The sequence below is a fragment of the Sporosarcina jeotgali genome (genome assembly GCF_033304595.1).
Taxonomy (GTDB): domain Bacteria; phylum Bacillota; class Bacilli; order Bacillales_A; family Planococcaceae; genus Sporosarcina; species Sporosarcina jeotgali.
In genome coordinates this window covers 2,072,472-2,091,824 of sequence record NZ_CP116341.1, presented here as the reverse complement: position 1 = coordinate 2,091,824, position 19,353 = coordinate 2,072,472, and the positions used below count along the sequence as shown (strand labels likewise).

26 protein-coding genes are annotated in these 19,353 nt (G+C 41.5%); 17 read left to right on the top strand and 9 right to left on the bottom strand.

Annotated elements, in window-relative coordinates; genetic code table 11:
• The first annotated feature begins 10 nt into the window (after nucleotides 1-10).
• The 7 genes from hisA (at nucleotide 11) to rlmN (ending at nucleotide 4,963) form a co-directional block, all read left to right on the top strand.
• Nucleotides 11-721, top strand: a complete 711-nt coding sequence (gene hisA / locus PGH26_RS10300; RefSeq protein WP_323691005.1) for a 1-(5-phosphoribosyl)-5-[(5-phosphoribosylamino)methylideneamino]imidazole-4-carboxamide isomerase — start codon at nucleotides 11-13, stop codon at nucleotides 719-721.
• Nucleotides 722-1,474 (top strand): imidazole glycerol phosphate synthase subunit HisF, encoded by a 753-nt coding sequence (gene hisF, locus PGH26_RS10295; RefSeq protein ID WP_323691004.1) that lies wholly within the window; start codon nucleotides 722-724, stop codon nucleotides 1,472-1,474. It begins immediately after the preceding gene.
• Entirely contained in the window at nucleotides 1,443-2,096 is a 654-nt protein-coding gene (gene hisIE, locus PGH26_RS10290) for a bifunctional phosphoribosyl-AMP cyclohydrolase/phosphoribosyl-ATP diphosphatase HisIE (protein ID WP_323691003.1), read from the top strand. Before hisF ends, hisIE begins: the two co-directional genes overlap by 32 nt.
• Nucleotides 2,093-3,163 carry a histidinol-phosphate transaminase gene (hisC, locus tag PGH26_RS10285; RefSeq protein WP_323691002.1) on the top strand — a complete coding sequence of 357 codons (1,071 nt, stop codon included), beginning with the start codon at nucleotides 2,093-2,095 and terminating at the stop codon, nucleotides 3,161-3,163. Before hisIE ends, hisC begins: the two co-directional genes overlap by 4 nt.
• An 86-nt stretch (nucleotides 3,164-3,249) precedes the next feature.
• Nucleotides 3,250-3,591, top strand: a complete 342-nt coding sequence (locus tag PGH26_RS10280) for a zinc ribbon domain-containing protein YjdM (RefSeq protein ID WP_323691001.1) — start codon at nucleotides 3,250-3,252, stop codon at nucleotides 3,589-3,591.
• 4 nt (nucleotides 3,592-3,595) lie between these two features.
• Complete coding sequence (locus PGH26_RS10275) at nucleotides 3,596-3,784, top strand: hypothetical protein (protein WP_323691000.1); 189 nt, start codon at nucleotides 3,596-3,598, stop codon at nucleotides 3,782-3,784.
• A 114-nt stretch (nucleotides 3,785-3,898) separates the two neighbouring features.
• Entirely contained in the window at nucleotides 3,899-4,963 is a 1,065-nt protein-coding gene (gene rlmN, locus PGH26_RS10270; protein ID WP_323690999.1) for a dual-specificity RNA methyltransferase RlmN, read from the top strand.
• Between the two features lie 69 nt (nucleotides 4,964-5,032).
• Here rlmN and PGH26_RS10265 read toward each other — a convergent pair whose 3' ends face one another.
• The 6 genes from PGH26_RS10265 to PGH26_RS10240 form a co-directional block, all read right to left on the bottom strand.
• On the bottom strand, nucleotides 5,033-5,401 hold the full coding sequence (locus PGH26_RS10265) for a hypothetical protein (RefSeq protein WP_323690998.1): 369 nt from the start codon (nucleotides 5,399-5,401) through the stop codon (nucleotides 5,033-5,035).
• 109 nt (nucleotides 5,402-5,510) lie between these two features.
• The gene (locus PGH26_RS10260) at nucleotides 5,511-5,831 is read right to left on the bottom strand and encodes a YflT domain-containing protein (RefSeq protein ID WP_323690997.1); all 321 of its coding nucleotides are present in this window, start codon (nucleotides 5,829-5,831) and stop codon (nucleotides 5,511-5,513) included.
• A gap of 152 nt (nucleotides 5,832-5,983) precedes the next feature.
• Entirely contained in the window at nucleotides 5,984-6,283 is a 300-nt protein-coding gene (locus tag PGH26_RS10255; RefSeq protein WP_323690996.1) for a hypothetical protein, read from the bottom strand.
• Nucleotides 6,284-6,302: 19 nt separating this feature from the next.
• A complete protein-coding gene (locus PGH26_RS10250; RefSeq protein ID WP_323690995.1) occupies nucleotides 6,303-6,872 on the bottom strand; it encodes an SCO family protein in 570 nt (189 codons plus the stop codon).
• Nucleotides 6,869-8,284 carry a sensor histidine kinase gene (locus tag PGH26_RS10245; protein WP_323690994.1) on the bottom strand — a complete coding sequence of 472 codons (1,416 nt, stop codon included), beginning with the start codon at nucleotides 8,282-8,284 and terminating at the stop codon, nucleotides 6,869-6,871. The genes PGH26_RS10250 and PGH26_RS10245 overlap by 4 nt, the downstream gene beginning before the upstream one ends.
• 4 nt (nucleotides 8,285-8,288) lie before the next feature.
• Nucleotides 8,289-8,960: a response regulator transcription factor gene (locus PGH26_RS10240; protein WP_323690993.1), complete on the bottom strand. Its 672-nt coding sequence runs from the start codon at nucleotides 8,958-8,960 to the stop codon at nucleotides 8,289-8,291.
• A 174-nt stretch (nucleotides 8,961-9,134) separates the two neighbouring features.
• Between PGH26_RS10240 and PGH26_RS10235 the strand changes: the two genes are divergently transcribed.
• The 6 genes from PGH26_RS10235 to PGH26_RS10210 all read left to right on the top strand — a co-directional run bounded on the left by PGH26_RS10235 (nucleotide 9,135) and on the right by PGH26_RS10210 (nucleotide 12,767).
• Nucleotides 9,135-9,908, top strand: coding sequence for a FixH family protein (locus tag PGH26_RS10235; protein WP_323690992.1), 774 nt, complete (start codon nucleotides 9,135-9,137; stop codon nucleotides 9,906-9,908).
• Nucleotides 9,909-9,981: 73 nt separating this feature from the next.
• The gene (locus PGH26_RS10230; protein WP_323690991.1) at nucleotides 9,982-10,311 is read left to right on the top strand and encodes an ASCH domain-containing protein; all 330 of its coding nucleotides are present in this window, start codon (nucleotides 9,982-9,984) and stop codon (nucleotides 10,309-10,311) included.
• 10 nt (nucleotides 10,312-10,321) lie between these two features.
• Nucleotides 10,322-10,762, top strand: coding sequence for a hypothetical protein (locus PGH26_RS10225; protein ID WP_323690989.1), 441 nt, complete (start codon nucleotides 10,322-10,324; stop codon nucleotides 10,760-10,762).
• Between the two features lie 536 nt (nucleotides 10,763-11,298).
• Complete coding sequence (locus PGH26_RS10220) at nucleotides 11,299-11,760, top strand: VanZ family protein (RefSeq protein ID WP_323690988.1); 462 nt, start codon at nucleotides 11,299-11,301, stop codon at nucleotides 11,758-11,760.
• A gap of 328 nt (nucleotides 11,761-12,088) precedes the next feature.
• Nucleotides 12,089-12,265, top strand: coding sequence for a hypothetical protein (locus PGH26_RS10215; RefSeq protein ID WP_323690986.1), 177 nt, complete (start codon nucleotides 12,089-12,091; stop codon nucleotides 12,263-12,265).
• Between the two features lie 235 nt (nucleotides 12,266-12,500).
• Entirely contained in the window at nucleotides 12,501-12,767 is a 267-nt protein-coding gene (locus tag PGH26_RS10210) for a hypothetical protein (protein ID WP_323690985.1), read from the top strand.
• Nucleotides 12,768-13,286: 519 nt separating this feature from the next.
• On the opposite strand, the gene pepF is transcribed toward PGH26_RS10210, so the two are convergent.
• Entirely contained in the window at nucleotides 13,287-15,113 is a 1,827-nt protein-coding gene (gene pepF / locus PGH26_RS10205; protein WP_323690984.1) for an oligoendopeptidase F, read from the bottom strand.
• 88 nt (nucleotides 15,114-15,201) lie between these two features.
• Nucleotides 15,202-15,651, bottom strand: a complete 450-nt coding sequence (locus PGH26_RS10200) for a hypothetical protein (RefSeq protein ID WP_323690982.1) — start codon at nucleotides 15,649-15,651, stop codon at nucleotides 15,202-15,204.
• A gap of 155 nt (nucleotides 15,652-15,806) precedes the next feature.
• Here PGH26_RS10200 and PGH26_RS10195 point away from each other — a divergent pair, with 155 nt between their 5' ends.
• The 4 genes from PGH26_RS10195 (at nucleotide 15,807) to PGH26_RS10180 (ending at nucleotide 18,864) form a co-directional block, all read left to right on the top strand.
• Entirely contained in the window at nucleotides 15,807-16,289 is a 483-nt protein-coding gene (locus PGH26_RS10195) for a PaaI family thioesterase (protein WP_323690980.1), read from the top strand.
• 93 nt (nucleotides 16,290-16,382) lie between these two features.
• Nucleotides 16,383-16,670 carry a magnetosome magnetite crystal formation protein family gene (locus PGH26_RS10190; RefSeq protein WP_323690979.1) on the top strand — a complete coding sequence of 96 codons (288 nt, stop codon included), beginning with the start codon at nucleotides 16,383-16,385 and terminating at the stop codon, nucleotides 16,668-16,670.
• Between the two features lie 226 nt (nucleotides 16,671-16,896).
• Nucleotides 16,897-18,126: a dicarboxylate/amino acid:cation symporter gene (locus PGH26_RS10185; protein ID WP_323690978.1), complete on the top strand. Its 1,230-nt coding sequence runs from the start codon at nucleotides 16,897-16,899 to the stop codon at nucleotides 18,124-18,126.
• A 120-nt stretch (nucleotides 18,127-18,246) separates the two neighbouring features.
• Nucleotides 18,247-18,864 (top strand): YitT family protein, encoded by a 618-nt coding sequence (locus PGH26_RS10180; RefSeq protein WP_323690977.1) that lies wholly within the window; start codon nucleotides 18,247-18,249, stop codon nucleotides 18,862-18,864.
• Here the strand turns inward: PGH26_RS10180 and PGH26_RS10175 are convergent.
• On the bottom strand, nucleotides 18,859-19,233 hold the full coding sequence (locus PGH26_RS10175) for a hypothetical protein (protein WP_323690976.1): 375 nt from the start codon (nucleotides 19,231-19,233) through the stop codon (nucleotides 18,859-18,861). The two genes, PGH26_RS10180 and PGH26_RS10175, sit on opposite strands and share 6 nt — an antisense overlap.
• Nucleotides 19,234-19,353 lie beyond the last annotated feature (120 nt).

The following is a 19,353-nucleotide window of genomic DNA, read 5'->3' as shown; positions in this document are numbered from 1 at the left end:
AGAAATAAAAATGATTCTGTTTCCGGCAATTGATATTCAAAATGGCAAATGTGTGCGTTTAGTTCAAGGAGATTTCAATCAGGAAACGATTTATCACGAGTCACCGCTTGAAATCGGTAAAAAGTGGATGTCTCAAGGTGCGTCTTGGCTGCACGTCGTCGATCTGGATGGGGCTAAAACAGGGCAATCCGTTAATCGTGACTTGATTATCGAACTGGCATCTGCATTGCAACTTCCTGTACAAGCAGGCGGCGGAATTCGTTCTCTTGAGACAATTGAAGATTACTTAACAAATGGAGTAGAGCGGGTCATTCTAGGGACATCTGCTATCAATAATCCTGACTTATTGAAACAAGCGATTTCCCGATTCGGTCAACAAGTGGCTGTTTCCATTGACGCTAAAAATGGTATCCCCACAATTGCCGGCTGGACAGAAGACTCCGCAACTGATGTCTCTTCATTGGTTCGGAAGTTGGAGCAAGCAGGGGTTCAAACCATTATTTATACAGACATCGCGAAGGATGGAATGCTCTCTGGACCTAATTTTGAAGAGCTTCAAAAATTACAGAACGAAACGAAGATGGACATTATCGCTTCAGGCGGTGTGACAACTGTACAAGATGTCGAGAAACTGAAACAGGACTCTCTATATGGAGCTATAGTCGGAAAAGCAATCTATGAAAACGAAACTCGATTCCAAAAAATGATGGAGGTCCTTTAAATGACGAAACGAAAAATCATTGCATGCTTAGATATAGACAATAAACGTGTGGTAAAGGGGAAGAAGTTTCAAGATGTAAAAGAACTTGGTGATCCACTGGAACTCGCAAAAAAATATGAAACAGAAGGTGCGGATGAATTAGTATTCTATGACATTTCTGCTTCTGTGCAACAGCGCGGAATGTTCCTGGATTTAATTCGCCAAATCGGAGAAAGCATCGAAATTCCTTTCATCGTTGGCGGTGGTATTCAAACACTTTCAGACGTTGAACTTGCAATCGAAGCTGGAGCGGACAAAGTTTCTATAAACAGTGGAGCGCTAAACAATCCTGATTTACTCCGTGAAGCATCTGAAAGGTACGGTTCCAGCCGAATCATGCTGTCCATGGATGTCAGTCAATCTGAAACTGGACAATGGACCGTATTTGCGAACGCAGGTATGCAAGATACGGGAATGGATGCAAACGAATGGGCGCAAAAAGGAGCGGAGCTGGGTGCTGGAGAGATTGTACTCAACTGTATCGATGAAGACGGGATGAGAAATGGGTATAACCTTGAGCTCACGAAGCTGGTGGCGGATTCTGTATCGATCCCAGTGGTGGCAAGCGGGGGAGCAGGCAGTGCAGAGCACATCCGTGAGGTGTTTGAACAAACTCAGGCACAATCAGCACTCGTTGCATCCATCTTGCACTTTAATATCGTTTCGCTGGCTGATTTAAAGGATGCAGCGAGGGGTGTTACGAGTGAACGGTAAAAATATCCGCTATAACAGTGAAGGCTTAGTTCCAGCAATCATTCAAGACGCACTAACTGGCACAGTGCTGATGCTTGGCTATATGAATGAAGAATCTCTTCAAAAGACGTTAGATACGGGAGAAACATGGTTTTATAGCCGATCGCGGAATGAGCTGTGGAACAAAGGCGCAACATCTGGCAATCGTCAAATCGTAAAACAGCTGGATATCGACTGCGATCAAGATACGATTTTAGTCCAAGTGGAGGCACAAGGACCCGCGTGTCATTTAGGAACTGTCTCGTGCTTTTCCAGGGAAAATTCTGATGACATCCGGAGCAAAAGAACCATCATTCAACAAGTAGCGAAGCAAATCCAGAATAGGAAAAACAATCCTAAAGAAGGTGCGTATACAACCTATCTTTTCCGTGAAGGAATCGATAAAATTTTGAAAAAAGTAGGAGAGGAAACAACGGAAGTAGTAATTGGAGCTAAGAACAATGACTTGAATGAAACGGCGAACGAACTTGCGGATTTGACCTATCACATTCTTGTGCTGATGGAGGAATTAGGTCTGTCCATTGAAGATGTAAAATCTGTATTGAAGTCTCGTCGAATGGAGGAGGAGGAGGGAATTCAGTGAATGAATTATGGAGCGGCATGGTCCGGCGAACTGATCCTTACATACCAGGCGAACAAGTGAATGGAGAAGGCTGGATTAAGTTGAACACCAACGAAAATCCTTACAGGCCAAGTCCTATGGTATTTGAGGCATTGCAACAGGCACTCACATCCGATCTGCGCAAATATCCCGAGTCCGATCCAGAAAAGCTTCGGGTCGCTCTTGCTGAATTGCATCACGTGTCGGCGGATCAAGTTTTCATCGGAAATGGGTCGGATGAAGTACTGGCATTTTCGTTCATGGCGTTTTTCACACCAGGCAAAACAATCCGATTTCCTGCAATTACCTATTCGTTTTATCCAACTTACGCAGCACTGTTTAATATTGCATATGAACGCATCCCTCTTCAGGAAGACTTTGCTTTGAATGCAGAAGCTTTTTATCAGTCGGATGGGGGAGTCATTTTTCCGAATCCGAATGCACCTACAGGGATTGCACTATCGCTCGAATCGCTTGAAAAGATTGCTGGCGAAAATCAGGGGCGGCCAGTGATTATAGATGAAGCCTATATCGATTTTGGCGGGGACACAGCGATTCCTTTACTCGAGCGTTTCGACAATTTGCTGATAACCCGTACCATGTCAAAATCCCGTTCGCTTGCGGGACTACGAATCGGGTATGCAATTGGCTCTGTCACAATGATTGAAGCGCTGAACCGTATTAAAAACTCATTTAATTCCTACACAATCGATCAGTTAGCATTGGCTGCTGGTGTTGCATCAGTTAAGGACTCTGACTATTTCCAAACGACTGTTCAAGCAATAATTCGTACACGTGAACAATCGAGAAGCGTGTTCGAATCTGTTGGGTTCAAAGTATTGCCGTCTGCCGCGAATTTCTTATTCGTCCATCATCCGGATATTCCTGCTGAACAACTCCATAAAAGCTTAAAAGATAAACAAATCCTCGTTCGTCATTTTTCAAAACCAGAGACTGAAGAGTGGCTGCGTGTAACAATCGGTTCGGATGATGAAATGGGAATGTTCTTTCAACAATTGTTTGACTTGGTCAGTGCGTGGACGGATTAAGATCGACACATTGACGTCTGAAATAGTTCTCCCGAGACTCCTTTTGTTTGGTATAGTGGAGTCAGATAGAGAATGGGGGAGTTAGAATGACAGAGCAATTACCAAATTGTCCGCAATGCGGATCACCCTATACGTATGAGGACGGATTGCAGTTAGTATGTCCAGAGTGTGCGTATGAGTGGACTGCGGGAGAAGAGCTCGTTCAAACCGAACAAATGGATGTCAAAGATGCGAATGGAAATCCATTGCAAGATGGAGATACCGTGACCGTCATTAAAGACTTGAAAGTAAAAGGCAGTTCATCAGTTTTGAAAATCGGGACAAAAGTAAAAGGGATTCGTCTTGTAGAAGGCGATCACAACATTGATTGTAAAATTACTGGATTCGGTGCAATGAAATTAAAATCCGAATTCGTCAAAAAGGGTTAACCTTATGATGAGCTTATTTAACTCTAAAACCGTAGATATCGTTTTTGCAGTCCTGCTCAGCTATTTTGCATGGAACCGTTATGCAGATGGCCATACAGGCGTTGGAATTTTGCTGGCCGTCGTTGCATTGCTGAATATTGTAGCATTCATTGCAAAGTTGAGAATCGAAAAGAAAGTGAATCAAAATAAGTAACAAACAGCGACTCGGCTTCAGAGCGCTGTTTTTTTAATCCATTCCCGTTGTGTCTTGAGCGACAATCCTGTACAATGGACGGATGAAATGCATTATCTGAAATGAGGATGTCTAATGAAAAAATCAATATATGGTCTAACATTTGAACAACTTACGGATTGGCTTATAGAAAATGGACAAAAGAAATTCCGTGCTGCACAAGTATGGGATTGGTTATATAAAAAGCGGGTTACACAGTTTTCAGAGATGAAAAACATTAATAGCGACTGTGTGGAATTGCTGGAAGAAAACTATGTCATTCAGTCACTTGTCCAGGAAGTTAAACAAGAATCTGAAGACGGTACAATTAAGTTCCTATTTAAAATGCAAGACGGGAATTTAATTGAAACGGTATTGATGAAGTTCCCTTATGGTCATTCAGTCTGCGTAACGACACAAGTAGGATGCAACATCGGCTGCAGTTTCTGTGCAAGTGGATTATTAAAGAAAAACCGTGATTTGAACTCGGGAGAAATCGTTGAGCAAATCATGAACGTACAGCATCACTTGGACATGAAAGGCAACGAAGAACGTGTAAGCCATATCGTTGTTATGGGAATCGGAGAACCATTTGATAACTACGATAACTTGATGGACTTCTTGCGAGTAGTCAATGATCAAAAAGGGTTGATGATCGGTGCGCGTCATATTACTGTATCGACGAGTGGTCTGACTCCAAAAATCCGTGACTTTGCAAATGAAAACATCCAAATCAATTTGGCAGTTTCGCTACATGCACCAAATAACGAGTTGCGTACACGAATCATGAAAATCAACCGCGCCTACCCGATTGAAAAGTTAATGGATGCGATTGACTATTACTTGGAAACGACAAACCGTCGAATCACGTTTGAGTATATCTTGTTAAATGATGTGAATGATCACGTTGCTGAAGCAGAACAGCTCGCTAAGTTGCTTTATAACAAACGGCATTTGTCATATGTTAACTTGATTCCTTATAATCCAGTGGATGAACATGATCAGTATACAAGAAGTGAAACTGCAAATATTAAGAAATTCTATGAAACGCTTAAGAAAAAAGGTATTAACTGTGGAGTACGTATGGAGCAAGGTACCGACATTGATGCAGCTTGCGGACAACTGCGAAGTAAGCAAATTAAGAAAGAAAAGGCAGTATAAGATACGGCTCTTTATATCAAAAAAGCAGAACGAGAGGTCTTTGCCTCTTGTTCTGCTTTTTTGTGCGTGCTAGTGATTCTTTTTCATGAGAATACTAATAAATTGGACAATCAATCCGATCCCCAAACTGAATGAGGAGAATATGTAAACTGATAGAACACCAATAGATTGACCCAGTTCTCCTTCAATCGTAATGATACTGCGAAAGAACTCTTCAAAACTGATCACCATTCCGGCCATAAAAAACCAAAACGCGATACGAAGCTTATAAAACAAAAGCAATAGCGCAATGAGACCCACCGTTAATGCAAAAACGGAGAAGGCCAAATAATTTTTCCATCCTAATTCTACTCCACTAATCGTTCGCACCCCGACAATCAAGAGGACGAGCGTTGATAATCCAGTAAATAAACCAATCTTCCCTAAATGACGTTCCATGCACTGCACCTGCTTTCCATCCACCATCATACCTAAATACATCAGTTTTTGCACATTCAAAAAGCACAACCTCGTGAACGAACGAGGTTGTGCTTGGTTTTAATAGGTTTTATTTATTTGCAATAACGACAAGTTTTCCTTTGTCGAGTTCGCTCTCTGCAGCTGCTGCATCTTCTTCAGTAAGACCAGCCCCGCTCATTTTGCTGCGAAGTTCATCTCCGCGAGAACTGAACATGTTCTTCATTGAATCGAGGAAGCCTTGTTCTTTCATGCCAGCTTTCTCTGTATCTAATGCGTCTGTAATATGGTCTCCGCGCTTTTTGTCATGAGCGAAAACATAAATATCATCATGTGTATAGCCTTTTGCTTCGAGCTCATCAACTTTTGCCTTTGCTTGTACTGCGTTTTCAACGATAAATTTTTCTACCATTTGTGAATCCCTCCAATTAGTAATTGCTTGACCAGATTAATAATTGTTTCTTTGTTGCTCTAGTGTTTGTATACCATCATTCCAACAAAGTTAAACAACTAAATGGAAATTCGTAATGGAGACACTTGCAAAAAAGAATTAGGGAGGGACCATCAAAGATATAAATCGCCCCTGATCCGTCTAAAGGATTTCAAGAAATGAGTGGGATCGACATTGACATGAAATGAGCGAACCCCTTGGTTTGTATGAAGATAAAACAAGCAGCTGCCATCTGAAAAAGGCCGATAAGAACAGTCGTGCACCGCATGTATTGGAAAGGAACTTTGCTCAGACACAATTTTACTTTCATGCAGAGCGAGTGTGCAAACTGCAGTGGAGACTGTCTGTTCAATCCATCCGACGGACTTGTGCGGCACGGTATAGGACAAGGTCGCAATTGCTTCTGAGTCCAAAATAACCCTCCTAATTGGTTTATTTCGTATAGTCTTTCACGGTTTTTAGTAAATCATGTACATAATCTTCATCCACATAGTTAAATTCACTGACCAGTTTACCGCCTTTTGCAATCAGATAAAAATTCGTGCCATGAATGACTTGATCAGACGTTTCGGGTTTTTGGATGATGGTTTGGAAGTTCTCTCTGGCGAATGTGGTAATCTCCTGAGCAGAGTAACCCGTTAGAAAGTGCCAGTTTCCGTCGTCTTCCGTATATTGACTGGAATATGCTTTCAAAGTTTCTGGCGAATCGACTGCAGGATCCGCAGTGAATGAAACGAATTGAACATCTAAATCGTGTTTCTTAAATTCTTTTTGCAATGCTGCCATTTCTGATGTCATTGGAGGACAGACCGTTTCACAATTCGTGAAGATGAAATCAGCGATCCAAACGGTATCTTCCAATTGATTGTAACCGAATGCTTCTCCATCCTGATCAATAAATGTAAAAGAAGAAATTTCTCTTACTGGCGCGTTAGCTGAAGAGCAGGCAGACAGCAAAAAGGCAATTACAATCATAATAGGGACGATGCGGACTGCTTTCATGTTGCCTCCTCCTCTTCAGTAAACAGTGGTAAATCAATGGTTACAGTCGTACCAGTTAAAGGGTCACTATCCATTGCAAATGTCCCGTGGTGCAGCCGGATGATTTCTTTTACAATCGACAGTCCGAGACCGGTACCGCCAGTAGTCCGAGTTCTCGCTTTGTCCGTGCGGAAGAATCGTTCTCCCATACGGCTTAAATCTTCTTTAGAAATGGTAAGTCCTTCGTTTTGAACTTCATATCGAACTGCTTTGCTGCGCTCATGCAATCGGATTTGAATCGTTCCGCCTTCAGATACATATTTCACTGCATTATCGATTGTATTGTAAAACACTTGTTGAATTCGGTCCGTATCACCCAAGATGATCAAGTCCTCTTCAATGTCGAGCTTTAGTTTGATGGAGCGGTCAGCTAAATGGATCCGGAACAATTCAACTGTATCGACCAACACTTGCGCAACAACGATTGGCTGGGTTTCGACAGTGAACAGCCCTTCTTGGAGATGATTTAAGTCTGTTAAATCGTTGATTAATTTACTAAGTCGCGCAGTTTCTTTTTCAATCGTATTCAGGTAGTTCTCCGAATTTGGATTAGGAATTTTCGAAACTGTACTTTGTTTTAATGCATGTGTATACCCGCTAATGTACGTAAGCGGCGTTCTCATTTCGTGTGCTAAGTTGCTTGTGAATTCCCGTTTCCGTTCCTCCTGGGCTTCCAAGGAAGAACTCATTGTATTAAAAGCACGGGCCAGCTGTCCGATTTCATCGGGACGTTCAGCTTTCACTCTGCCTGAATAATCTCCGCGAGAGATGTTGGCAGCGAGTCCTTCTAATTGCCGCAGAGGACTGAATAGGGTGCTCCAGACCCGATTGATCAGTAAGAATAGAATGATGAAAAAGCCTGCTCCGGCTGCAATCAGCAATGGAATACTTTCTTTAAATACATCTTGGATCGCAGCAAGCGGCACATAGATGTAAATAAATCCGATTAACGAGTCCTTTCCGCGAATGGGAAAAATGGCTCCTAAAATTTCGCGATTGAATTCTTCTACATATCCTTTTTTTACAACGTATGAACCTTTTTCAAGAACTTTTCGATCTGAACTATCCACTAGACTTTCGTAGTTAACTTGGTAAGGGAAGTAAGAAGATAAGTCGTCCAGCTGATCCACAACGACAATTTCGTATTCTGATACAACGTTATACCATTGGATTTTTTCGATGATATCATCGCTTAATTCTCCAAAATGATAATGGGCAGCTGTTCGTTTACCTTGATAGACGATGGATTCTTCTATGCTCTCCAAATACAGCTTTGAATACAAAAAGTGAATGAAGAAAAACGAAAACAGAATCGTGAAGGCAAGGCTTAAGAAAAACAGGGATAAGATTTTTTTACTTAATGTCAGCTTCATGGACTCAAACCTCGAACTTGTAGCCGATACCCCAGACAGTTTCTATTTTTTGTCCTTCATCGCCTAACTTCAAACGCAATGTCTTAATGTGTGTATCCACTGTGCGGACACTGCTGTCATGATCGTCCCCCCATACAATTTGGAGCAATTCATCACGTGAGTAGACTCTCCCTGAATGCTTTGCCAGGACGTAAAGAATACCGAATTCTTTTAATGTCAGCGACAGTGCTTTGCCATTCAGCGTTGCGCGGTGAGCTTCTTTATCAATTTCAAGCGGACCGAATGTCAGTGCACTATGCAGCTCTTTTCGCTGGTACGATCTCCGTAAAACAGAAGCCACCCGTGCAAGCAGTTCTCCCGGTAGAAACGGCTTTACAATGTAATCATCACCATGCTTGAGCCCTTTGATTTTATCCAGTTCATCGCCTTTAGCTGACAAGAAGATAATCGGCAGGTCAATTGTACGTTTGACTTCCTGGGCGAATAAGAAGCCATCCATATAAGGCATCATCACATCTGCCAGACAAAGGTCTACCCGCACTTCATGGAGTATAGACAGGGCATGGACTCCGTCAGTTGCTTCTACAACACGATAACCGTCTCCTTCTAAAAAGGTTCTGATTAGTTTTCTCATTTCAGCTTCATCGTCAATAACCATAATCGTATATGACATCATCTGGTTTCCTCATTTCATCAATCAATAATCTGTTTAGTTTCTCAAAAAACAGTGAACATTGCATGAAGTTTGCAGACTTCATAGTTCCTTCGAATTTACTTAGTAGAATGGTGCTCATAAGCTAATGATACTTGATAGCGGTCTAACCGTTAAGCAAAAAGGAGCGGGATTCAATTGAAAAAGAGACATTTGGCAATTAGCACGGCACTTATCGCACTTTTGGCAACAGGATGCGCACAAAATGATGAGGATACAAATGCGAGCACAGACGAGGAAGTGTCGCTGGTACCGATTTCTGTAGATCTGACGGTTCCTGAAACAGGTGAAGCCGGTGAAACCGTACAGCTATCTGCTGCGGTCACACAAGGTGATGAAAAAGTAACGGATGCCAATGATGTCGAGTATGAGATCTGGGAAGAAGGAAAGAAAGAAGATAGCTGGATGGTGAAGTCTGAGCAAAAAACAGATGGTGTTTATGAGGCGGATGCGAAATTTGACCATGATGGCTTGTACCATGTTCAAGTCCACGTGACAGCGCGCGATATGCACACAATGCCAATGAAAGAAATTACAATTGGCGCAGGTGCAGAAGCACAAGCAGCAACTGAAACTGAAGGAGAAGACAGTGAAGAGCACCATCACGGTACAGAAGGATTCTCCATGCATTTCATGGAACCGGAGGATGTGAAGGTGAACGAACCTTCTATGATGATGGTTCACTTGCAGCAAGGAGAGAATCCCCTTGAAAAAGCACGTGTCCGACTTGAAATCGTTGTGAATGATAAAAAAGATGAAGCACAATGGATTGACTTATCAGAGGATAAAGCTGGCCAATATACGGGTGAAGTAACTTTTGAGACTGCAGGCACAGCAAACATTACAGTTCATGTTGAAGGTGACGAAGGTCTGCATGAACATGAAACTCATGAGATAACAATTTCAGAATAATAGAGTGTCCGATTCGAAATTTACTCAGCTACCATATATAATGAAAGAAATAGACGAAATGAGGGATTTAAGAATGGATTATCCAGAAAAAACATGTTCCGTTGAAAGACTTATTACTGTACCAGCAGATGTAAAGAAAGTTCTGGAAGGTAAAAAGACTGCAACTCGAAGAAATGGCGTTTACGCATATCCTGGTGAAATCATGGAGTTAGAGGGTAAAGAATTTAAAGTGGATTCACTTTATCAACAATCACTCGGTGAAGTTACTGAAGAACATGCTCGCCAAGAAGGTTTTGAGAATTTGGACGCATACAAGCAATCGATTCTTGATATGCATGAGGGAATGAAATGGATTCCAACAATGAAAGTATGGGTGCACGAGTTTTCTCCCGTAAAGAATTGATGGAATTGACATGGGCTTCTTATATACAGTCATCGTCTACATTCATGTAGTATCAGCTGTAGCATCTGTAGGACCGTTATTTCTGTTATTCCCGATTATTTCACGTGTCCGCAAAGCAGTTTTGAGTGAGGAAAAGGCGTTACTTTCATTATTCAAATGGACTACTCGCTTTGTGATGCACGCGGGTCATGTGCTTGTAGTTTCCGGAGTACTTCTGATCTTGATTGGGCCATGGGCGTGGTATACCTCTTGGGTGATTGTTACACTAGGCATTATGATGCTATCGATTGTATTTCTGGCCAGCGGTTTTTCAGTTGTTTTGAACCGATTCCCAAAAGAACCGGAAAACCGGGAAGAACTGTTAAAGAAGCTGCTGAATACATCGTGGCGGTACATAGGATTACTTCTAATTATGCTCTATCTAATGGTGGCCAAACCTACATTTTGGTGAAGTGAAAAGCAACAGCAGCAACAAATGAATGACTTAAATAAAAAACGCATGATCCGGCTTGATCGGATCATGCGTTTTTTCTGTCGCAAAAGCAGTTTAGGGACCGTTAAATAATTTGCTTTTGATCAACTGTTGCAGTCGCAATGAGCACTTAGAGGTGCAGTTTTAACTAAAGGTTGAAGTTTTTAAATATCAGCAGAAACCTAGCAGGCATCCAAAAAACCTAACCCATCTAAATTCATATATCGATACTCAATTAAATGGAAATATGTTACACTAGAAAACAGCTGATTATTCAGGTATTAAAAAAAGGGCCAGAAAATAGTATACGAATAGTAGCTTTCCGTTCCGGCGCACGCTTTCCCGATGGCGTGACTTGAGCCTCCTCGGTCGTAAAAAGCGCGACACAGAGGGATCTCAAGACTCACATCCTCTGGGAGTCGGCGCCTGCACTCCAAGCAACGGAAAGTAGTATGTATAAAGCTAAATCCAGAATCGGGCCAGATTAAGTGTTTTAAGAATATGGAGTGTTTCATTTGAGAAAAGGTTATTGGAAATTCATCTTTGGTATTTACATCGTATTGGTAATAAATTTCGTTGTCGTTAAGTTTAACGGAAATATAAACCACACTATTAATACTGTGCAAATGAATATTATGAGAAGAGCTGAAGGTGGATCGAATTATAATTTAATACCATTCCAGACAGTTAGGATGTACCTAACTGATTTGAGTTTCGGTGTCGCATTTCTAAATATATTGGGTAATATCATTCCTTTTATTCCAATGGGATTTTTAATTCCAATGGCTTTCAGTTCTCAAAGAAGAATGATTAAAACAATGTTCACCTGCTTCCTGCTGATATTAAGTATTGAATGCATTCAGTTTTTTGCATATTTAGGATCTTTTGATGTAGATGATATTATTTTAAATACAGTTAGTTGTTTCTTAGGTTTTTTGTTCTTTAGTGCATACAGCAGAATTTATAAAAAAGTATAAATCTGTGTAATGTGAGTTTAAGGAAAAAGTTGATTTAAGTAATCGGGTGCGATTCTTTGGTAATACACCCTTAGTTGATTGGAGTGCAAGCCGTCGACTCCGAAAGGATCAGCGTGAGCCTTGAGACCCTGGACGTAGCGAAGCGAAGGAAGCGGCTCAAGCCACGCCCTCCGGAAAGCGTACGGCTGGAACGCAAATCAACGTGCTTAACACTATCCCAGATATGGGTGCGTTTCCGAAACACGGCCATGTCAAAACTAGTCGTTTTGTGGAAGCCGATTTATAGAATCACCTTTAAATAAAGTGTAAATGAAAGGATGGGATTATTGTGGAAAAAAATGATTTTAACGTCACACCTGAAAAGCTGATAGGTAAGACAGTTTCCGATGTTGCTGTGACTGCTAATGCTGTAGTTATAAAGTTTACTGATAGCACGTACTTAGATATCTATCTCGATAATTCAGCACAACTATTAAAAACATCGACTAACAAACTAGAAGGATAAAAAAATCAAAAAATCATCTAAAACTATCAGTTGCGTTTTTTTTATAAGCAAATGCTCTAACACACAAGCGTGCACTCAATTCATTTCAAATCAGAAAAAGAATTCAATATCTAAGAAGGTTTAAGGACCGATTAAATTACTGCAATTTAAGATTGCACCAAACATTATAATCGCTATTTTATGCGGGACACACTTGAAAGAATTGCACACAGTCAACAATCAGGGGGGAGAAGTCGTGACGCTTAAAACATTATGGATTGCAGTTATTGGTTTTAGCATTATGGAATGGGTATCCTTGGCCTTTTTAACAGTGTGGACACATGAATTGTATCAAATAATCGATGGAATTTTGATCATTGCCTTTATTATTTATCCGTTATTTTATTTACTTTCTCTTTTGCTGTTGCAAAAGGGCATAAAAAAAGCAGGTGCAGTCATCTTGTTAATTCCGTTCATTGTATATGCACCTCTTTTAATGGGAATTCAAGAGTTGGTTAGGTGAAATCCGTACATAAAAGCCGTGTGAGTCTTTGAACTCGTCTTCAAGGAGAACCATCGGTAATACAAAAACATCAGCCTAATGTCCATTAAGCTGATGTTATTTTAAGGTTCTACAACTTCTTTTTCTTCTATTGTTAACTCTTTCTTACCTTTATAAATCCATTGTTGGAGCGGCTGTTGAAAACGCGGCATTCACAGACCTAGTATTTTTCCAACAAAATAAGGACCTGACAACTGTTACTGCCATGGTTAGCAGAGGATTAGGATTATCCATAATCCCGCGAGTTGCATATGCAGTGCCAATGGAACAATGAATGATTCACGAATTAAAAAACTTTGATATTCGAGTTAAACCCGTGATGATCAAAACTAAGGATGAGAGTGTTTCAAAAGCCGCAGCTCAATTTTGGGAGTTAGTCGATTCGTGTGAGTGATGAATCAACGAGTTACATCCGCAGTATACAAAAAAGCAACGGCTACGGCAGCCGCTGCTTTTTGTGTATATTAGTTTGAATTGTGATTACTTGGCAAGTTGTGCTTCTGCATTGATTTCTTCTGTAAGCTGAACCAATTGATCAATGAGATCACCGATATACGCAATCGTATTACGCAGTGGCTCGTCAGTTGTAATATCGACACCTGCCATTTTTGAAAGTTCAGCTGGCGTCTTTGTACCGCCTGCTTGAAGCACTTTCAACCAATCATCTACTGCTGGCTGACCTTCATTCAACACGCGTTTTGCCACTTCTGTTGAAATCGTAAGTCCTGCACTGTACGTATATGGATACAGCCCCATATAGTAGTGCGGTTGACGCATCCACGTAAGCTCAGCGCCTTCATTGATTTCCACAGTGTCTCCCCAGAACTCTTCTAGAACACCGCGTTTCAGCTCGTTTAAAATGGATGCGTTGACACTGCCGCCTGCATCGATTTTTTCATATACTTTTCGCTGGTAAGCGGCTTCTAATAAGTGAGTTACGAAGTTATGATAATACGTACGTGAAATGATCGATGAAATGACCCAGCGTTTGAACTTCAAGTCTTCTGAATTCGAAAGAAGATGGTTAGCGACGAGCATTTCATTCATCGTCGATGGTGCTTCGATGAAATACGTCGATGGACGAGAGTTGAACACGTTTTGATGTTTATGGGCATTGTAGAAATGTCCAGCGTGGCCTAATTCGTGAGCAAGGACGAAAACATCTTCCATGCTGCCAGTCCAAGAAATCAGGATATACGGATGTGTACCGTAAGGACTGGAACAAAAAGCACCTGTCGCTTTACCTTTGTTCTGTGCGAAATCAGTCCAGCGTTCGTCATACGAACGTTTCACCATATCCAAATAATCAGGACCCATTATTGCCAGTGCATCATTAATATATTTCTTGGATTCTTCAACCGTGATCTTCGGTTCGTACGTTGCATCTAAAGGTGCTTTCAAGTCAGCGAACGTCATTTTGTCGAGCCCATTCACTTCTTGAAGCAGTTTTGCATACTTACGCATATGGGGTGCCAGCTCTTGGGTGATCAAATCGATTTGACGGTGATACATTGATTGATCGACTTCTTGGTTGAACAGCAAGTAGTCTGTCACGCTTTCATATCCGCGTAAATCAGATGTGATTTTCTCAAGTTGCAAGTGAGAATCATACGTTTTAGCAGTCGTGTGCTGGTAATCACGTAATTTTGCAGAAAAGGCATCGAACGCGGCACGGCGTTTTTTCGTATCCGGCTCAGACTCCCAATCTCCTTCAAATGAGACATAGCTTAACGGATACGATTGACCATCAACGGTGAAGTCCGGAAAATCCATGTCGACCATTTTAGTCGTATTATACAATCCGTAAGGGGCATCGAAAGCGGAAGAATAAGCAGCTAGTGCTTTTTCTACTTGCGGATGAAGACGATACTGTTTCTCACGGATCAATTCTTTTAGATAATGGCTATATTCATCTGATTGCTCCATTGCGGACTGTAAAACCTCTTCTGATAGCTCAAGCAGTTCGCTTGTGACAAAAGAGAGCTGACTGCCGACTTTAGCAGAAATTGAACCAAAGCGGCTATCTCTCATTTGTGCTTCATCATTTGTCTGGTCAACACTTACAGCTAAGTTTGTATACGTTCCAAGCGGAATGATCTGCATGTAGAGGGCTTCAAAATCTTTTAGAACAGCGATAACATCTTCTGCAGTTTCAATTTTTCCTTGGAACTTGTTTGCAAATGCGGTCACATCAGATTGTAAGATTTCTAAAGCTGCTGAATAATCAGCCTCAGATAGGAATAAATCTTGTAAATTCCACGTTTCTTCTTGAGGTACTTCTATTCTAGGCGGTAGTTGTTTAACCAATGAACTCTCTCCCTTATTTCGAATTCTGAACTATTTTCAGTATAAAACAAATAGAGTGAAATGTACAAAGATTTAAAGTGTGTTTTGTTCATGATGAAGGGGTGCTCGAGAGGATGAAATTGACCATCCAGTCCGCATCCAATGGTCCATCGAGCAGCATATACTGATCTCCATTTTGATTGACGATTAAATTATCTTCTACCATGATGGTCAAAAGATTTTCTTCGTGATCTTCAATACTTATTGTGAATTGGTTAAAATTCAGGGCATCGAGCGGCTCTTGTGAATCTTTTTTCTGTAATTCATAATCACTTAAAAACTCTAACAGACTGGCAATCTGCTCTTTGTCTGATGAAACCCAAGCAGGCGGGGTCATCCCTGTTGAAGAAGGTTTTGTGAAAATAAGTTGAACCACATGTTCTTCGGATGTTTGAAACACTTCGTTAAAAGTCTTTGAGGAGAATTCGTTGATGGAAAGGATCATGGCATAAGCTCCTCCAGCGAGTAGCAAAACTAGTAGAAATGCGCGTAATTTCATAGAAAATGCCTCCTTATATTGTCCGATAGTGTAGTATACGCATGCTCATGATCAGGTGGTATTCGTTTCCGTCGCTAGTCTATGCGAAAGCCTAATGAATAATTCTCAGAATTGTTATGATATACTGTTAGGCAAATACGATAGGGGGAATAAAAATGGTTCAAAAAGTGGAGTGTGCAATACAAGACCGTTACCCAGATGACTTTTCTTGGTGTTACGGCTGCGGGCGGTTGAACAAAGAAGGACATCAATTCAGAACTGGCTGGGATGGGGACCAAACGGTTACATATTATATGCCGGAGCCGGATCATAAAGCGATTCCCGGGTTTGTTTATGGAGGCATTATCGCTTCGCTGGTAGATTGTCACGGCACGGGGTCTGCCTCGTTGGCGCTTCATCGAAAGAATGGTTTCGAACCAGACAACGAGGAACTTCCTCCGAGGTTTGTAACTGCTTCGTTGTCCGTGAATTATGTAAAACCAACTCCAGAAGGGACGCTATTGAAAGCGGTTGGAACAGTGGAAGAAATTCATCCTAAGAAGTTTAAAGTTGCGGTGGATGTTTTTGCAGATGGAGACTTATGTGCGACTGGAGAAGTCGTGGCAGTTGTCATGCCTGCCTCATTTGGAGCAAAATAAATGAATCTTTTCTATGTTTCACTCGTAAAGTTTACTAAGGTCGAGTGAAAAGGTGAAAACCTATGGAAACGAAAGGATTAAAGATTCTTATACATGCCAGTGCTTTTTTTTGCGCCATTCTTAGTGCCGGTTGCGATATACATCATGACATTTTTTGTAGAGCTGGATGATCAAATAAAACGGTTATCGATTCAAGCGCTTTTGTTCCAATTAGTTATGTGGGCATTGATTGCTGTGGCATCCATCATGTCGTTTATCATTATTGGAATACCGTTTTTGATTGGCTTCGTCATTATGATATTTGTTATTCCGATCATCGCGATAATCAAAACACTGCAAGATGAGCCGTATAACTATCCAATCGTGGGCCGCTGGTTTTAATCAGCATAGGAAATCAATTTAAGAAGCACATGAATATGCAAAAAAATAGTGGTTGTATTTCTATACTAGAAAAGTTATTATGGTTAGAAATGCACACGCAAAAACCTTCTTAGGTGCGATGGCGCACCCAAGAAGGTTCTTTTCATAGTATCCGGTGAAAGCGTTTGCATGTATACATATACATTGGAATACAGTGTAAGACGAATGAAAAAGGGAGGGAATGGAATTGAAATTACGTTTTAACCTGGTCACACAAATTTTTACTGCATTTGTTTTGGCTATTATTCTAGGAAGTATTTTTGGGAGTAAAATCGATTTCCTGCAACCGCTCGGTGATTTGTTCCTGCGGCTAATCAAATTTGTCATTGCACCTCTAATTCTTTCAACACTTGTAGTAGGTGTGGCAAGTATGTCAGATCCGAAACAGCTGGGGCGAATTGGAGTCAAAACAATTGCGTACTACTTATCCACAACAGCCGTGGCAATCATAATTGGTCTGGCAGTAGCGTTTCTGATCAATCCGGGAACTGGGGTCAACATCACGGCGGATGAGGGAAGTATTCCGGAAGCTGCTGTCGCTGAACCGCAGAGCCCGATTGATACGTTCTTAAACATTGTCCCAACCAATCCTTTTGAAGCACTTGCGTCAGGAAATATTCTTCAGATCATTTTCTTTGCCTTGTTCATCGGAATCGCTATTACGATGATTGGTGAAAAGGCGGCCCCTGTGCTGACTTTCTTTGAAGGATTCGCGGAAATTATGTACAAAATTACAGGTATTATCATGCGCGTGGCTCCATTTGGTATTTTGGGGTTAATGGCGCCGGTCGTTGGGGAATATGGATTATCCGTATTACTTCCATTATTAAAAGTAGTGATCGCCGTTTACATTGCTTGTATTGTGCATGCACTAATCGTATATTCAATTGCTGTGAAGACCATCGGGAAACTCAGCCCGATTACTTTCTTTAAAGGAATCTTCCCAGCTGCACTGGTTGCATTCAGTACAGCCAGCAGCGCTGGGACACTTCCTGTTACTATCAAGAACACAACAGAAAATCTCGGCGTGCCTAAACGTATCGCGAGTTTTGTATTGCCGCTTGGAGCCACCATCAATATGGATGGGACTGCAATTTATCAAGGGGTTGCCGTTGTGTTCATCGCACAATTCTTCGACCTGCAGCTAACGTTCCTGCAGCTGCTGACAGTCGTATTGACGACAGTTCTCGCATCGATTGGCACTGCAGGTGTCCCTGGAGCTGGCATGATTATGCTTGCAATGGTCCTGAACTCGGTGAACATGCCCCTTGAAGGCATTGCCCTCATTGCAGGCATCGACCGCGTACTCGATATGATGCGGACCTCCGTTAACATTGTAGGAGACGCATCTGCTGCTGTAATTGTAGCGGGGTCTGAAAGAGAAATTCAACCGATTGAACAACCTGTGAATTCCTAATAGATTACATGATAAAGTGCCGTCCATTTTTATATGGCCGGCACTTTTTTATCGGATTAGGCAAGTCTGGTTGACTGCCGCCATATAGTTGTACAACACACAACGAGGCGGTGAGTGAATTTGGAAAGCGCTAAAAAGGGTTTTGCATTGCTTGCAGGAAGTGTTTTTTTAGCATTGGGCTTGAACTTGTTTCTTATCCCTCAAGGGTTGATGGAGGGCGGGGCGCTTGGAATCAGTCTCATTGTCCACTACGTGACTGGAACGAAAGTGGGTTTGACTTTTATACTGATCAGCATCCCTATTTTTTTGTTGACTTGGTTTGTCTACAGACCTTTTTTCTACAACGGCATCCATGGCATGTTGATTTCCGCTTTAGTCATAGATTTTTTCGCACCAATTAGAGATATGGCAGTCATCTTGCAGGTTGAGCCATTTACCAGCAGTGCATTAGGAGGAATCCTCATTGGAATTGGAACAGGAATCATGTTGAGGCGAGGTATCAGTATCGGCGGTACAGATTTACTGGCACAACTGACAGCCAAAGGATTGCAAACGAATTCGGGTCTCATTATTCTGCTGTTTGACACAATTATTGTTACAGCAGGCAGCTTAACTGTCCCTGCGATTTCACTCGTACACTCACTCATTACGGTTTGCAGTGTGGGATTGACTATAAGTGTCATCGTTTCTTGGAAACGAAACACAGCGCATCCTGAAAAAAGTTTTAGCAGGCTATAATACTTCCTCATCCATAGAACTGATTTCTGCGGTCCTGAAACTTTGATAAACATCAATTGTATTCACTAGGATTATTAGAAATACAAGCAATCGGGAGAACCACAATAAACCAATTCCAGTTAGTGGGGACGCGACATTCCGCCGACCTTCATATAACGATTCAATCATGAACGTGAATAAGTGAATGTCCAGAAGCAGGGGTATTAGTGTGCTTGTCCAAGCCATATTGAGCAGGAACTTCCCTGCAGCTAGTTTTTTGTTCCACATCCCCTCAGTGGTCTCATAAGCGCCGAGCATGATTTCAACAACAGTCAGCAGGATAATAATGGGGATGTAAAGGGTCAACGCGAATTCATCAGAGCCTGTCATGAGATCACATCCTTTTTATACAAATTGTATCCTTATTAACATTTATTTAGTCAGAACAATTGCAGACCGAACCATATAAAATTTGCATGTTATCCAAGTGAAAATGAGGGTATGTGAATA